Here is a 14,405-nt window from a genome sequence, read left to right as displayed (position 1 = left end):
AAAAAAAAGGCACACCGTGTTGATCGCGGTATGCCTTTGGTTAACCAGCGTCGGTTAAGCCTTACTGTTCGTTTTCATCGGTATAACGTTTCGCTTTATAAACCGGGTACATCAGGTTCTGCACCGAGAAGATATCGTCCAGCTCACTTTCCGTCAGCAGGCCGCGCTCCAGCACCACCTCACGCACGCTTTTACCGGTCTCCGCACAGATTTTACCGACGATGTCGCCGTTGTGGTGGCCGATGTAAGGGTTAAGGTAAGTGACGATACCAATCGAGTTAAAGACGTAGGCTTCGCACACCGCGCGGTTGGCGGTGATACCGTTAACGCACTTCTCCAGCAGGTTGTAGCAGGCATTCGTCAGGATGCTGATTGACTCAAACAGCGCCTGGCCAATGACCGGCTCCATCACGTTAAGTTGTAACTGACCTGCTTCAGAAGCCATCGTTACGGTAATGTCGTTGCCAATCACTTTGAAGCAGACCTGGTTTATCACTTCCGGCACCACCGGGTTCACTTTGGCCGGCATGATGGAGGAACCCGCCTGCAGCTCTGGCAGGTTGATTTCGTTCAGGCCAGCGCGCGGACCGGAGGAGAGCAGGCGCAGGTCGTTACAGATTTTTGAGAGCTTCACCGCCAGACGTTTCAGTGATGAATGGACCATCACATAAGCACCGCAGTCAGAGGTCGCTTCAATCAGATCTTCCGCGGGTACCACCGGCAGGTTGCTGACTTCCGCCAGACGCTGAACCGCAAGGTGCTGATAGCCTTCCGGCGTATTGAGGCGGGTACCGATGGCGGTCGCGCCCAGGTTCACTTCCAGCAGCAGTTCAGCGGTGCGCAAAATGCTTTTGGTCTCTTCATTCAACAGCACGCTGAAGGCGTGAAACTCCTGACCGAGGGTCATCGGCACGGCATCCTGCAACTGGGTGCGGCCCATTTTCAGGATGGTCTGGAATTCATCGGCTTTGCGCTGGAAGCCTTCGGCCAGCTGGCTGATGCCATCAAGCAGCTTCAGCAGCGAGCTGTAAACTGCGATACGAAAACCGGTCGGGTAGGCGTCGTTAGTGGACTGGCACTTGTTCACATGATCGTTAGGGTTAAGGTACTGATATTCCCCTTTCTGATGGCCCATCAGCTCAAGGCCGATGTTTGCCAGCACCTCATTGGTATTCATATTGACTGAGGTCCCGGCACCGCCCTGATAGACATCCACGGGGAACTGGTCCATACAGCGACCGTTGTTCAGTACTTCGTCGCAGGCCTTAATGATGGTATCGGCAATGTTACGCGGAATGGTCTGCAGCTCTTTATTGGCCATCGCCGCCGCTTTTTTTACCATTACCATACCGCGGACAAATTCAGGTATGTCGCTGATTTTGCTGTTGCTGATATAAAAGTTTTCAATCGCACGCAGAGTATGAACGCCATAATAGGCATCCGCCGGAACTTCGCGCATACCTAACAGGTCTTCTTCGATACGAATGTTGTTCGCCATGATAACCTTCTTGTTGTTGCCGCTAACCATCACAAAGGATGTGTTTATTTTGTTGTGGTGTGCCCGTGCCGACATATTATCCGTCTTCACAGTGGCATGTGCGATCATATTCTGATGCATAACAAAAGCACGCATGCAGATCACTTAATGCTGCCGTCTGGTTAACGATATGTGAAGTTGGTTACAAAATTAACCCCACAGGATAAATTTGACAGGATCGGTTGAAAATGGCGGCGCGGGTGCCCATCTCTTTTCTTATCATCCTCAGGATGAACGCTTTCTGCTGACCGGCACGCTGCCGTTCAGCCCTACTTACAGGAGAGTACGGTGCGCTGGATACCGTTATTAGTCTTTTTTGTTCTGGCCTGGATCGAGATTTCGCTCTTTATTCAGGTTGCACACGTCATGGGTGTGCTGCTGACCATGCTGCTGGTGGTCTTCACTTCGTGCATCGGGGTCTCGCTGGTTAAAAATCAGGGCATGAAGAACTTCATGCTGATGCAGGAGAAGCTGGCGCGTAACGAAAGCCCGGCCAGTGAGATGATCAAGAGCGTATCGCTGATTATCGCAGGCTTCCTGCTGCTGTTGCCTGGTTTCTTTACTGACCTGCTGGGCCTGTTGCTGTTACTGCCACCGGTGCAGAAGCATCTGACGCTGAAGCTGATGCCCCATCTGCGCGTCTGGCGTGGACCAGGTGCCGGACCAGACAGCGGCTACACCATGGATGGTGAGTTTGAGCGTAAAAACAGCGATCGCCTTGAGCACCATGATGATCACAAGGATCGTTAATCGCAGCGGTCACCTTTGAAAGCGCAGCCTCCGGGCTGCGTTTTTTATTTGTCGCGCCTTCTGTTCAAAAAGCCGCCACTTATCATGTTCGGGTAAAAAATTTGTTGTCCGCCCCCTTGAAAGCAGGTGGGTATGACCCTATCTCTCTGGTCACGAGGCCGGAAGCCATGCAGCCCGGTGTTCAACCCCAAAACTGAATGATTGGACTTCTCAAAGGAGAGCTATCAAATGAAAATTCGTCCATTGCACGATCGCGTTATCGTCAAGCGTAAAGAAGTTGAAGCTAAATCAGCTGGCGGCATCGTGCTGACCGGTTCTGCAGCCGGTAAATCCACCCGAGGTGAAGTTCTGGCTGTCGGCAATGGCCGCATCCTTGAGAGTGGCGACGTTAAGCCGCTGGACGTGAAGGTTGGTGACGTCGTGATCTTCAATGAAGGTTACGGTGCTAAAACCGAAAAGATCGACAACGAAGAAGTGCTGATCATCTCTGAAAGCGACATTCTGGCGATTGTTGAAGCGTAATTTTTTCGCGTAACTCACTGAACGAAACGAATTTAAGGGACAATTGAAATGGCAGCTAAAGACGTAAAATTCGGTAATGACGCTCGCGTAAAAATGCTGCGTGGCGTGAACGTACTGGCAGATGCAGTAAAAGTTACCCTGGGCCCGAAAGGCCGTAACGTGGTTCTGGATAAATCTTTTGGTGCACCGACCATCACTAAAGATGGTGTTTCTGTAGCACGTGAAATCGAACTGGAAGACAAGTTCGAAAACATGGGCGCGCAGATGGTGAAAGAAGTGGCCTCTAAAGCGAATGACGCTGCGGGCGACGGCACCACCACTGCAACCGTACTGGCACAGTCAATCATTACCGAAGGCCTTAAAGCGGTCGCAGCGGGTATGAACCCGATGGATCTGAAGCGCGGTATTGACCAGGCCGTTGTGTCTGCGGTTGAAAAACTGAAAGCGCTGTCTGTGCCTTGCTCAGACTCTAAAGCAATTGCGCAGGTTGGTACTATCTCTGCTAACTCCGATGAAACCGTAGGCCAGCTGATTGCTCAGGCGATGGAAAAAGTCGGTAAAGAAGGCGTGATCACCGTTGAAGAAGGCACCGGCCTGCAGGACGAGCTGGATGTGGTTGAAGGTATGCAGTTTGATCGTGGCTACCTGTCTCCTTACTTCATTAACAAGCCAGAAACTGGTGCGGTTGAACTGGAATCGCCGTTCATTCTGTTGGCTGACAAGAAAATTTCTAACATCCGTGAAATGCTGCCAGTGCTGGAAGCCGTTGCGAAAGCAGGCAAACCACTGCTGATCATCGCGGAAGATGTTGAAGGCGAAGCGCTGGCAACACTGGTGGTGAACACCATGCGCGGCATCGTGAAAGTCGCTGCGGTTAAAGCACCAGGCTTCGGTGACCGTCGTAAAGCTATGCTGCAGGACATCGCTATCCTGACCGGTGGTACCGTCATCTCTGAAGAGATCGGAATGGAACTGGAAAAAGCGGCGCTGGAAGATCTGGGTCAGGCTAAACGCGTTGTGATCAACAAAGACACTACCACCATCATCGACGGTGTGGGTGAAGAAGCGACAATCCAGGGCCGTGTTACCCAGATTCGTCAGCAGATCGAAGAAGCAACCTCTGACTACGACAAAGAAAAACTGCAGGAGCGCGTAGCGAAACTGGCAGGCGGCGTGGCCGTTCTGAAAGTTGGCGCAGCAACTGAAGTTGAAATGAAAGAGAAGAAAGCCCGCGTTGAAGATGCGCTGCACGCTACCCGTGCTGCTGTCGAAGAAGGTGTGGTTGCGGGTGGTGGTGTGGCGCTGGTACGCGTTGCTGCACAGCTGGCCGACCTGCGTGGTCAGAACGAAGACCAGAACGTTGGTATCAAAGTTGCGCTGCGCGCAATGGAATCTCCACTGCGTCAGATCGTCTCTAACGCCGGTGAAGAGCCATCCGTTGTTGCTAACAACGTGAAGGCGGGCGACGGTAACTACGGTTACAACGCGCAGACTGAAGAGTATGGCAACATGATCGACTTCGGTATCCTGGACCCAACCAAAGTGACCCGTTCTGCTCTGCAGTACGCGGCCTCTGTTGCGGGTTTGATGATCACTACCGAATGTATGGTCACTGACCTGCCAAAAGGCGACGCACCTGATTTAGGCGGCGGCGCTGGCGGTATGGGTGGCATGGGCGGTATGGGCGGCATGATGTAATTGCCGTTGACTGCTTAAGTCATCACAGAACCCCCGATCGGAAACGGTCGGGGGTTTTTCTTTTGGGCAGGAAAATAGTATAAGTAGTGGCGCAATCGTTCGTCTTTCCTCTTGATATCTCCCGCTGTCTGCACGCTGACTGTTGCCGCCCCGCCAGATTGGCTTACTGCCGTAAGCTCATCGGAAGGCACAAAGCTGTCAGCCTGAACACAGTATGAAATATTGAGATGATATAACGGGATTAAGGCAATGAATGTTCAGAAAAAAGCGATCTTTTTCTGCTACGCTGCCACCCGACTCTGATGATAATAAATGGGGATTACAATGCGGATTAACCTCTTGCTCGGACTGACGGCTGGCACGTTATTGCTGGCGGGCTGCAGCAGCTCTACGCAACTCTCTTCGGCAGGCGAGCGCGTGACGTTTACCGATCAGCAGCCTGCCAGTTCCTGCCAGCTTCTGGGCAACCTTACCGGCTCACAGAGCAACTGGCTGAGCGGTGCAGGCGGCGAAACCAGCGCACTGCGCGGTGCTGCTAATGATCTGCGCAATCGCGCCGCGGAGATGGGCGGCAACGTCATTTATGGTGCCACCAGCCCGACGCAAAATCTGTTATCCGCGTTCGCGCCACTCGACAGCAAAATGACCGGTCAGGTTTATAAGTGCCCATAAGGTAACAAACGCCAGCGCCAGCCTTTCTGGCGCTGTTGTTTTTACTTTTTCACCTCTTTTTTGACACTGGGTAGAGCAGGCACGAAGTCTGCCCGCACTATCGCTCCCAGCGTGGGCACAACCTCCTGTCGGCTGACCTCCATTTTCATCTCTTCTGACATGCCTGACGTATCCAGCGTGATGTTATTGACGCGCCACGGTGTCAGATAGCTAATCAGCAGGCGGCCCCGGCTATCCGTTGTGGTGCCGTACTGATTGTAAACGCCGGCCTGCGCGCTGGCCGGCATTGTCACTAACCCCATGGTTTCACCCAGCGTCTGACCGGCGGTAATGCCATCCGCATGCCACATCAGGCTGCCACTCAAATCACCATGTAATGCACGTTGCTGGCTGCCGTTTTCAAAACTGACATTGGCTTCACCCGCGTTGTACCTGTAACCCAGATTACCGGCGAGGCGTTCACTGCCATTTCGCATGGTATAGGCACCCATGCCGTAGCGCAGACTGAAATCCCGAAATGCTGTGCCGTCCATCTCCACGCCCTGGGTCACTGCACCGGCCCGATCGACCTGCGTGACGTGACTGGCGGTGAGATAATTTGAACCGAAGGTAAAAGGCAGGCTCAGGCTGAGCGCAACGGTATTTTCTGCCAGGGAGTGGCCATAACGGTTGTGGCTAGCGCTGAGGCTGATATCCACTTCTTCCCAGACCGCGCTGAGATCCAGGCTGGCGGTACGAGTGTGACTACCGGGCGCGCGTCCGGCCTGTTGTGCCCAGCCCATCGTCAGCGTGATGTCCTCAGTAAAATTGCGGCTGAGATTGAGTTCAGCACGCCAGCGGCGGTTATCCAGGCTGGCACTGCTGTAGCTGGCCTGGCTGATCTTCTCTCCCAGCGTATGAAAATGGCTGCCCGGCGGATAGTAAGCGACCAGACCATTCAGGCTGGTGTTGTTACTGAAAAACGCTTTGGCGTAGCGCAGACGCCAGACTTCACCTCTGCCCGGTGTCTTTTTGCCGCTGTCCTGAGATTGGGTGACATCAAGCGACAGCGTGCTGTCGGCGCGCAGGGCCAAGCCGATACCACTCGCCACGCTGTAGTAGGCGGCCGAGGATTGTATGCCGCCAAACAGCGTCAGATTCTGCGCGATCCCGCCAGAAAGCGTACCCTGCCAGAAGACCGGTTGCGGCAGGCTCGATTTGTACGTGGGCCGGTAGTGACCCGCCAGGACTTCATAGTTAATGACGCCTTCATGCACCAGATTGGGCAATGACACCCACGGCAGCAGACTGGTATGTTCCGTGCCGTCACTCTCTTCAACCTGCATCGTAATGGTGCTGCTACTGCTGCTACTACTGGGCAGATAGTCGCGGATGGTGAAAGATCCGGGTGGAACCTGGGTGCGATAGATCTGCGTGCCACCCTGATAAAGCGTGACCGTCGCGTCTGAGCGGGCATAGCCGGTAATCCAGGGGGCCTGACGTCGCCAGCTATTGGGATACATCGTTTCATCGCTGACCAGCGAAACACCACGCAGGGGGAGTGAAGCAAAAACTGCATCAGAAGAGGTAGAGTCCCCGATTGTCATACGAGAGCGTAATGGCGTAATACTGCGCCAGATCGCCATCGAACGGGTGTAAGAACCGTGATCGCTGGGATCGCTCCAGACGGTGTTCTGATAGCGGACCCGCCAGGGACCGACATTGAGACCGCTGTTAAAATCCAGCGTGCTGGATACACCGGTTTCATCCCACTCGCTCAACGCGCGCTCGCGATCAATATTCAGGCTGTAACTGCTGAACAGGGCGTTAATGCCATCATCCCAGCGGCTGGTGGTGACCCCGCCGAGCAGCGAGTCAAACCAGCTTTCGGGGAGCGTCAGCGTCAGCATGTTGAGGTCAGCACGATAGCGAAAAATCTCCCCCGCCAGCGCCGGTGACTGCGGATCAAGGCAACCTTCGGCAGTCCAGATCGGTTCAGCCAGCTGGCTATCCATCACGCTCCACTCTTCCAGCAGTTCATGCTGAAGACAGGGCCGCTGATGCACGATTTCCAGTGCGACGTTGCCTTTGTAGAGATGATTGACGAATAGGGTAGTTTTTTCGGCACTAGCGGCCAGTGCGCTGTAGGGCAATAGCAACAGAAGTAAAATGAGGGGAAGCATGATGACAGTCACGACAAAAACGGAAGCACCTGCTTCCGTTTTTGTCGAACAACGCCTGAAAATTAGCTGTTCAGTGCAGCAAGATTAGCGCGAGCGGTTTCCAGCTCGGAACTGACCTGCTCAACCTTGGCCTGTTTTTCAGAGATTTTATTCTGATATTTAGTGATTTTGCTGGTTTTACCCTGAGCCTGAGCTTTCTGCAGATCGGCCTGCGCTTCAGTCACTTCTTTCTGCGCTTTAACCAGTTTCTTCTCAAGTTTGGTGACTTTTTCCTGAGCTTCTTTCTGCTCTTTAACGGCGCAGTTAGTTTCAATATTAGCCAGAGCTTCTTCCAGCGCCGCGGCTTTCGCCGTGTTGCCATACTTGTTCGCCATGGTAATTTCTTTCTTCAGCTTGGCGCTGTTGATGGCAGTACAAGCGGCAACTGATGCCTGTGCAGCGCTTGCTGCGCCCAGTGTCATCATAAGGGTCAGTGCGATAGCGGATAATTTTTTCATGATAGTGCTCCTGGTTAGGTTCTCCGAGGGCCACCCTGGCTTCCTCTGGTGAGCACGATAATAGGCAGCCATACTCAGCGTCTCAATGTCAGACCAGACTCACTTTACTGTCAGACCGTCCGTGATTTTTGTAGTCTCTTCGGCCAACTCCTGACGCAGTAACCGGGTAAGACTTATCAACTCTTGCAACATTTCCGGAGCGGGATCAGGTTGCTGGCACAGCGATGTCAGCTGCGTGGCACCCAGCAGGGCAACGCCACCCTGCAGACGATGCAGCGTCGCGGAGAGCGGCGGCTGACCATCCTGCTGCCAGCAGGCAAGATCGGTTAGCGCCTCATCCAGCGCAGTGATTTGCATCTGAAGAAACGGAAGATAATGAGTGCTGGAGAGCAGAGCATCCGGCAGGGCCGCAGGTGACCAGAGCGTTGCGACAGGCTGCATGAGCTGATCCAGTTGTTTTTGTAATTCGCCCAGCGTGAGCGGCTTAGGTAAGCAGATTGTCATACCCGCTTCAGCCGCCGCTTCCAGCGTCTGTTTGTCACGATCGGCGGAGATGCCCCAGATGGTGAGGTGTGGCCAGCGCTGTTTCAAGTTACGCGTCAGGGTAAAACCGCTTTGCTGCGGCATAAGGCAGTCGGTTATCACCAGTTCAGGACTGTAGCGGGTGATGTCATCGGCGATTTGCGCCAAATCAGTACATTCAATGGCCTCATGACCGAGCCAGCGTAGCTGCTGTCGTAAAAGAAACCGGTTAGCGGGCTGATCGTCCACCACCAGCACGCAGAGCGAACGACGACTCGGGGAAGAGGGGGTGACATCAGGCTGAGAGAAGTCAGACTCTTCCAACTGCCGCAGTTGCAGGGTGACACTAAACGTCGACCCTTTACCCGGCTTGCTGTGTAACACAATATCGCCGCCCATCATGCGCGCCAGTGAACGAGAGATGTAGAGCCCCATACCGCTGCCCTGAGCGACACTCTCGCTTTCTCCCTGCGAGAAGGGCTGGAACAGGCACTGTGCTGTCGCAGGATCAATGCCTGCACCGCTGTCCTGCACGCGCAGGGTGATAAACAGTAATGCATCAGGTTTTTCATCGCAGAGAGCTTCCAGCAGAATGTCACCTGCGGAAGTGAATTTTATCGCATTGCCCAGCAGGTTAGTCACAATCTGGCGCAGACGCAGCGGGTCAGCCAGCACTTTACGGCTCAGGGCTGCATCAATGGCCAGTAGCAGGCGCAGATTCTTCTGGCGGGCAATGCTTTCATAAACAGCGGCCACAGACTCCAGCAGCGCCCGCAGTGAGACCGGTTCCGGACGCAGAATGAGCCGGTTTGCTTCCAGCCGGGTAAAGTCGAGGATTTCACTGGTCAGGCTAAGCAGTGCGTCAGTCGCTTCATAGGCGACACGCAGGGCATCGTCATCAGGATGAGTAGCCGATCGGGGCTGGCAGAGTAACTCCAGCATGCCGTTGATGGCACTGAGTGGGTTACGTATTTCATGGCTCAGGGTTGCCAGAAAGGCGTTTTGTTGCTGAACACGATGCTGTGCCTGTTGTAACGCTTTGCGCTGGCGCAGGTAACGCCAGATGAGCCAGATGAGTGCGATCAGCCAGGGGATAACCATGACCGGTAGCCACCCGAGCGGCAGGCTGGTGGGCAGATGTCGCGCTGAGATCGTGGCAGGCAACTCTGACTGCTTAGTGCTGATGATGGCGTTCATCTCTTCAGGTGGCAGGCTCATCAGCGTTTTGTCGAGAATACTGGCTAACGTGTATTGCTTACCTGCGGAGGCCAGAACCACGCGCAACGGTTCATGCCATAGCCCCTGTGTGAGCCTGAGTTGCTTAGCATAGCGACCGTTAACCAGCGGCTCAGCCACGATCAGCGGCATCAGCATGCCATCGGCTTCGCCCCGTACGATTTTATCCAAACCCTCCTGCCAGCGATTAACCGCGAGTAAATGACTGTCAGGATAGTACTCATGTAATTTTTGCTCAGGCTGTTCACCGTACAGATAGGCGAGGCGCTGCGGCAGGATATCTGCTGGCGCATTACGGGAAATCACCAGCGCGCGTGACGAGTAGAAAATCGCGCGTGAGGCCAGCAAACCCTGCTGCTGGGCGCTGTAAAGTGAGGCGCCCGCCAGCACCTCACTCTCACCCTGGCGCAGCGCAGCAAAAGCATCAGTCAGTTTTTTTTCCCGACGAATAACGAACTGCAGCCCCACACGTTTTTGTATGGCTGACAGCACATCGGCGAGGATGCCCTGAAACTGCCCCTGTTGATCGATGTAACTCAGTGGAAAATTATCGTTGAGCACCGAAACCGTCACCTGCGGATTCTCACTGAGCCATTTTTCCTCAAGCTGACTCAAATGGGGTTTGAGTTCTTGTTTGTCTCTGGCGGAAGAACCGCCGCGCCAGCGTTGCTGGATCTCGGCCTGGGTCGATTGCGGAATGCGGGACAGGAGTTTGTTAATAATCACAATCCAGTTGCGCTGATCGGGTATAGCCGCAAAGGAAAAGGCAGGCGCGGGCACGCCATGCCGGATCTCAACATCCAGCTCCTTGAGATTCTCCTGATTGATCAGGTATTGCGTGGTGATGAGATCACCGAGGTAAAGGTCGAGGTTACCGAAAGTCACGGCTTCCAGTGCCTGGCGTGTGTAATCAAAAGGGATGAACAGGGCAGACGGAAAACGTTTTTTTTCATCCTCAGCATGACTGTCATCGCGATCAACGCCAATCCGCAGCGCAGTACCTGGAGAGGCATCACTGCCTTGTCTGCTGACCAGCACCGGCAAAGAGGTACTCCATGGCTGGCTCAGAGTCAGGTGAGAAAAGAGGGCGTCATGCTGGGCAAAGGCGATAACATCAGCGGTTCCCAGCCTGAGCGCGCGCAGCGCCTCTTCACGATTTTCATACAGGATGACCGTAACCGGCAGGCGTAACGTAGCTGCGATGATGCCAAGATAATCGGCTGCGATGCCGCTGTAGTCCTGACGGCCGGGGATAAGTGAGTAGGGCGGGTTTACGGGTTTCCAGGCCGCCAGGCGCAGTGACTTTTTGCCATAAATCCACTGCCACTCCTGTTGAGTCAGCTCAGGATGTTTAAGTGAGAACTGCGTATGGGCTAATAGCTGAAGGGATTCTGCCGCAGGTGACTGGGTGCAAAACAGCAGCAGCAGAAATGCAATCCACCTCATGGCGAAGCAGCATCCGCAGCAAGCCATTCAGTTAGCTGTTCAATTGAATTTGCCCCGCTTTTTTCCAGAATCCGGGCTTTGTAAGTACTGACCGTTTTGTGGCTCAGCGCCAGCTGATCGGCAATCGCTTTATGGCTTTTGCCTTCCTGTAAGAGGCGCAGCACCACCATTTCCCTGTTGGAAAATTTAGCCAGAAGCTGACGAGGATCGCGGGTGTTATCAGATAGGGACTGGAGAGCAATTCCTGTCGGGAAAACCGTATAGCCATTCAGCAGCAGATGGCACGCAGGGAGGAGGTGCAGCAGAGAGGTCTGTTTGCTGATAAAGCCATCTGCACCAGCCTGCAGGGCGCGCCCGGCGTAGCTTTGCGCAGGCAAACCACTGTGGATCAGGATTTTACAGTCGGGATAATGCTCACGAATGCGTGGTAAGAGCAGCAGCCCATCTTCATTCTCCAGCGCGATGTCCAGTATGAGCAGTTGGGGCGCATGCTGATGCAGTTGTAACAACACCTGACCCCCACGCGAGGTCGCTACGGTAAAGCCGGGCTCTTTTTCCAGCACCGCTTTGACGGCAAAACAAATTGCCGGATGATCATCAATGACCAGAATGACACACATAAACATCCTTGTTAATGAAGTGCGTTAATCAGGGGAGAATCTACCGGTAATGTTATTCCTGACGCAACTGTAAATCTAACGGTGTTTTACTTGGCTCCCCACCAATTTCTCGCGCCAGCTTTGGCACCAGATAACCCGAGACCTGTGACAGCAGGGCACGCACCAGTTGACGGGCTTCCTCATCAGACACAAAGAAATGCGCGGCACCCTGTACCTTATCCAGCACGTGCAGATAGTAGGGCAGAATACCCGCATCAAACAACGCATTGCTCAGCGTGGCCAGCGTCCGGGCATTATCATTGACGCCACGTAGCAGCACGCTCTGATTCAGCAGGGTCACCCCGGCACGCTTCAGGCTGATCATCGCCTCGCGCAGCTCATCATCGATCTCCTGCGCATGATTGATGTGCGTCACCATCAACACCTGCAGACGGGTTTCGCTGAGCATCAGACAGAGCTGATCGGTGATGCGCGCGGGGATTACCACCGGCAAACGGCTATGGATGCGCAGACGCTTAAGGTGCGGGATCTTTTCCAGCGCTGCGATCAACCAGGCGAGCTCATGATCTTTTGCCATTAACGGATCGCCGCCGGAGAAAATGATCTCATCCAGCTCAGGATGATCGGCGATATAGTCCAGAGCAGCCTGCCAGCTCCGCTTGTTGCCGGGATTATCCTGATAGGGGAAGTGACGACGGAAGCAGTAGCGACAGTTGACCGCGCAGCCGCCTTTTACCAGCAATAACGCCCGGTTTAGGTATTTATGCAGCAATCCAGGTACAACGTTGCTTTGTTCATCGAGCGGATCGGTGCTATAACCTGGCGCATCGATGAATTCCTGACGCTGAGTCAATACCTGCAGCAGCAGTGGATCGTGCGCATCGCCTTTTTTCATCCGCCGGATGAACGCATGCGGAACACGCAGGGCGAAAAGACGCCGCGCATCCGCACCCTCTGTCAGCTCTGTGTGCTGATCCAGGGCTAAAATCCGCAGTAATTCATCAGGTTCAGTGACAACATCAGCAAGTTGCTGCAACCAATCTTCTCTGGAAGGTATTTTTAGGGTTACAATGTGTGCCATTTTTTTGGCTTAGTACCAGTATCAATTTTCGTAGAGGGCCTTCATGGCGACTTATTCTAGCAACGATTTCCGTCCCGGTCTTAAAATCATGTTTGAAGGCGAGCCATATGCCATCGAATCCAGTGAGTTCGTTAAACCGGGTAAAGGTCAGGCATTCGCACGCGTTAAAATGCGTCGCCTGCTGACGGGTTCTCGCGTTGAGAAAACTTTTAAATCCACCGACTCCGCCGAAGGCGCAGACGTGATGGATACCAACCTGAGCTACCTGTACAACGACGGTGAGTTTTACCACTTCATGCACCAGGAGAGCTTTGAGCAGTTCCCGGTTGAAGAGAAGACTGTGGGCGAAGCAGCGAAATGGCTGCAGGACAACGCAGAATGTATCGTTACGCTGTGGAACGGTCGTCCAATCGCCGTTCAGCCGCCAAACTTTATCGAAGCTGAAATCGTGGAAACCGATCCAGGCCTGAAAGGTGACACTGCGGGGACCGGCGGTAAGCCAGCCAAGCTGTCTACCGGCGCTGTGGTGAAAGTGCCATTGTTCGTGCAGGAGGGTGAAGTGGTGAAAGTTGACACCCGCTCTGGCGAATACGTGTCACGCGTAAAATAAGATTCGCAGGCGCATCTTCTGGTGCGCCTTTTTCTTGTCTGAGAGAAAAAATGATCAAGCTGGCAAAATTAATCGCATTCGCGTTGCTGGTCTCTTCTGCGCTTAGCGCCTGCAACACATTCCACGGTTTTGGTGAAGATGTCTCCCACTTAGGTGGTGCCATTTCGCGTGCGGCAAAATGACCTTAACTGATTGTCCTTTTTAGAGTCACGCCCACAGCAACTGCCTGAAATCCGGCTATGCTTAAAACGCTGTACTTTACATCCATCAAAAAGGACATTGTTATGTTAAAGAAAAGTATTGCCGCAATCTTCTCTGTACTGGTGCTCTCTTCTCTGCTGACGGCGTGTAATACCACGCGTGGCGTCGGTGAAGATGTCGAAGCGGGTGGCCAGGCGATTCAGAACAGCACGAAGTAACCTGTTATTCCAACCGGTACGAAAGACTTTTCGTACCGGCTTGTCATCGTCTGCACTATTTCTGTTTTACCCAGATTAACTCTTCGACCGGGAAACCATCCCGACGCGCCTGTTCAACCAGTTTCTCTTTTACGCCTGGCTCCAGTTGGGGTGTCCGTGACAGTATCCAGAGATAATGGCGATTCGGGCCGCACACCAGCGCATAGCGATAGTCGGGATCCAGTGCGATAACGTTATAGCCGCCGTAAAAGGGGCCAAAGAAAGAGACTTTCAGCGACGCACGCTGGGGTTCACCAGTAAAATAGGCTTTACCGACGCTCTCCTGCCAGCGCTGCTTTTTGACGTTATAGCCACGATTGATCACTTTCAGACCGCCATCTTCACGCGGGCTGTAGTGTGCCGTCACCTGCTCAAGGCCACGCTCAAAGGGATGGTTAAGGCGGGCAATCTCATACCACTGACCGAGGTAGCGCTGGCTGTCAAAGTTATCAACGACCGTGACGTTCTTTGGCGGTGTGGTGCTACAGGCAACAGAGAGAAAAGCACTCAGGCTGGCAACAACTGTTTTCCATGGAGACATAGTGGGATTCCTTTGTGATTTAACCGCTTAAGTATAGAAGCCGAAACGCTGTT

General features: G+C 53.7%; 14 protein-coding genes. 7 read left to right on the top strand and 7 right to left on the bottom strand.

The features are described 5' to 3' along the window. Window positions 1-61: 61 nt before the first annotated feature. Window positions 62-1,498, bottom strand: coding sequence for an aspartate ammonia-lyase (gene aspA / locus F3I20_RS15070; RefSeq protein WP_150037895.1), 1,437 nt, complete (start codon window positions 1,496-1,498; stop codon window positions 62-64). A 327-nt stretch (window positions 1,499-1,825) separates the two neighbouring features. Here aspA and F3I20_RS15065 point away from each other — a divergent pair, with 327 nt between their 5' ends. From F3I20_RS15065 to F3I20_RS15050, 4 genes are all read left to right on the top strand, one after another. Then, window positions 1,826-2,287 (top strand): FxsA family protein, encoded by a 462-nt coding sequence (locus F3I20_RS15065; protein WP_013359865.1) that lies wholly within the window; start codon window positions 1,826-1,828, stop codon window positions 2,285-2,287. Window positions 2,288-2,515: 228 nt separating this feature from the next. Next, on the top strand, window positions 2,516-2,809 hold the full coding sequence (locus tag F3I20_RS15060; protein ID WP_009092502.1) for a co-chaperone GroES: 294 nt from the start codon (window positions 2,516-2,518) through the stop codon (window positions 2,807-2,809). A gap of 48 nt (window positions 2,810-2,857) precedes the next feature. After that, window positions 2,858-4,507 carry a chaperonin GroEL gene (gene groL / locus F3I20_RS15055; RefSeq protein ID WP_150037896.1) on the top strand — a complete coding sequence of 550 codons (1,650 nt, stop codon included), beginning with the start codon at window positions 2,858-2,860 and terminating at the stop codon, window positions 4,505-4,507. A 324-nt stretch (window positions 4,508-4,831) separates the two neighbouring features. Continuing rightward, on the top strand, window positions 4,832-5,179 hold the full coding sequence (locus F3I20_RS15050) for a DUF4156 domain-containing protein (RefSeq protein WP_150011881.1): 348 nt from the start codon (window positions 4,832-4,834) through the stop codon (window positions 5,177-5,179). Between the two features lie 41 nt (window positions 5,180-5,220). Here the strand turns inward: F3I20_RS15050 and F3I20_RS15045 are convergent, their stop codons facing one another. From F3I20_RS15045 to epmB, 5 genes are all read right to left on the bottom strand, one after another. After that, the gene (locus tag F3I20_RS15045) at window positions 5,221-7,341 is read right to left on the bottom strand and encodes a fimbria/pilus outer membrane usher protein (RefSeq protein ID WP_150037897.1); all 2,121 of its coding nucleotides are present in this window, start codon (window positions 7,339-7,341) and stop codon (window positions 5,221-5,223) included. A gap of 62 nt (window positions 7,342-7,403) precedes the next feature. After that, window positions 7,404-7,838: a DUF1090 family protein gene (locus F3I20_RS15040; RefSeq protein WP_190286019.1), complete on the bottom strand. Its 435-nt coding sequence runs from the start codon at window positions 7,836-7,838 to the stop codon at window positions 7,404-7,406. Between the two features lie 99 nt (window positions 7,839-7,937). Beyond that, window positions 7,938-11,042 (bottom strand): ATP-binding protein, encoded by a 3,105-nt coding sequence (locus F3I20_RS15035; protein ID WP_190286164.1) that lies wholly within the window; start codon window positions 11,040-11,042, stop codon window positions 7,938-7,940. Beyond that, complete coding sequence (locus tag F3I20_RS15030) at window positions 11,039-11,662, bottom strand: response regulator transcription factor (RefSeq protein WP_150011873.1); 624 nt, start codon at window positions 11,660-11,662, stop codon at window positions 11,039-11,041. The genes F3I20_RS15035 and F3I20_RS15030 overlap by 4 nt, the downstream gene beginning before the upstream one ends. Before the next feature lie 52 nt (window positions 11,663-11,714). Beyond that, entirely contained in the window at window positions 11,715-12,743 is a 1,029-nt protein-coding gene (gene epmB / locus F3I20_RS15025; protein ID WP_150011871.1) for an EF-P beta-lysylation protein EpmB, read from the bottom strand. Window positions 12,744-12,786: 43 nt separating this feature from the next. On the opposite strand from epmB, the gene efp reads away from it, so the two are divergent. The 3 genes from efp to F3I20_RS15010 all read left to right on the top strand — a co-directional run bounded on the left by efp (window position 12,787) and on the right by F3I20_RS15010 (window position 13,772). Beyond that, a complete protein-coding gene (efp, locus tag F3I20_RS15020; protein WP_009092495.1) occupies window positions 12,787-13,353 on the top strand; it encodes an elongation factor P in 567 nt (188 codons plus the stop codon). Window positions 13,354-13,403: 50 nt separating this feature from the next. Continuing rightward, a complete protein-coding gene (locus tag F3I20_RS15015) occupies window positions 13,404-13,535 on the top strand; it encodes an entericidin A/B family lipoprotein (protein ID WP_003848306.1) in 132 nt (43 codons plus the stop codon). A gap of 102 nt (window positions 13,536-13,637) precedes the next feature. Continuing rightward, window positions 13,638-13,772: an entericidin A/B family lipoprotein gene (locus F3I20_RS15010; protein WP_003848302.1), complete on the top strand. Its 135-nt coding sequence runs from the start codon at window positions 13,638-13,640 to the stop codon at window positions 13,770-13,772. 55 nt (window positions 13,773-13,827) lie between these two features. On the opposite strand, the gene F3I20_RS15005 is transcribed toward F3I20_RS15010, so the two are convergent. After that, window positions 13,828-14,352, bottom strand: a complete 525-nt coding sequence (locus F3I20_RS15005) for a lipocalin family protein (RefSeq protein ID WP_150011869.1) — start codon at window positions 14,350-14,352, stop codon at window positions 13,828-13,830. Window positions 14,353-14,405: the final 53 nt, after the last annotated feature.

This window comes from Candidatus Pantoea gossypiicola (assembly GCF_008632075.1).
Taxonomy (GTDB): Bacteria; Pseudomonadota; Gammaproteobacteria; order Enterobacterales; family Enterobacteriaceae; genus Pantoea; species Pantoea gossypiicola.
Note: the sequence above shows the minus strand (reverse complement) of the source record. Positions and strands in the feature narration are given on the sequence as shown.

Excerpts from the sequence above, each read along its gene's own strand:
- F3I20_RS15010 (WP_003848302.1), top strand. The coding sequence starts at position 13,638 with ATGTTAAAGAAAAGTATTGCCGCAATCTTCTCTGTACTGGTGCTCTCT.
- F3I20_RS15035 (WP_190286164.1), bottom strand. The coding sequence starts at position 11,042 with ATGAGGTGGATTGCATTTCTGCTGCTGCTGTTTTGCACCCAGTCACCT.
- F3I20_RS15060 (WP_009092502.1), top strand. The coding sequence starts at position 2,516 with ATGAAAATTCGTCCATTGCACGATCGCGTTATCGTCAAGCGTAAAGAA.
- F3I20_RS15030 (WP_150011873.1), bottom strand. The coding sequence starts at position 11,662 with ATGTGTGTCATTCTGGTCATTGATGATCATCCGGCAATTTGTTTTGCC.
- F3I20_RS15005 (WP_150011869.1), bottom strand. The coding sequence starts at position 14,352 with ATGTCTCCATGGAAAACAGTTGTTGCCAGCCTGAGTGCTTTTCTCTCT.
- F3I20_RS15045 (WP_150037897.1), bottom strand. The coding sequence starts at position 7,341 with ATGCTTCCCCTCATTTTACTTCTGTTGCTATTGCCCTACAGCGCACTG.
- aspA (WP_150037895.1), bottom strand. The coding sequence starts at position 1,498 with ATGGCGAACAACATTCGTATCGAAGAAGACCTGTTAGGTATGCGCGAA.
- F3I20_RS15050 (WP_150011881.1), top strand. The coding sequence starts at position 4,832 with ATGCGGATTAACCTCTTGCTCGGACTGACGGCTGGCACGTTATTGCTG.
- F3I20_RS15015 (WP_003848306.1), top strand. The coding sequence starts at position 13,404 with ATGATCAAGCTGGCAAAATTAATCGCATTCGCGTTGCTGGTCTCTTCT.
- epmB (WP_150011871.1), bottom strand. The coding sequence starts at position 12,743 with ATGGCACACATTGTAACCCTAAAAATACCTTCCAGAGAAGATTGGTTG.
- F3I20_RS15040 (WP_190286019.1), bottom strand. The coding sequence starts at position 7,838 with ATGAAAAAATTATCCGCTATCGCACTGACCCTTATGATGACACTGGGC.
- groL (WP_150037896.1), top strand. The coding sequence starts at position 2,858 with ATGGCAGCTAAAGACGTAAAATTCGGTAATGACGCTCGCGTAAAAATG.
- efp (WP_009092495.1), top strand. The coding sequence starts at position 12,787 with ATGGCGACTTATTCTAGCAACGATTTCCGTCCCGGTCTTAAAATCATG.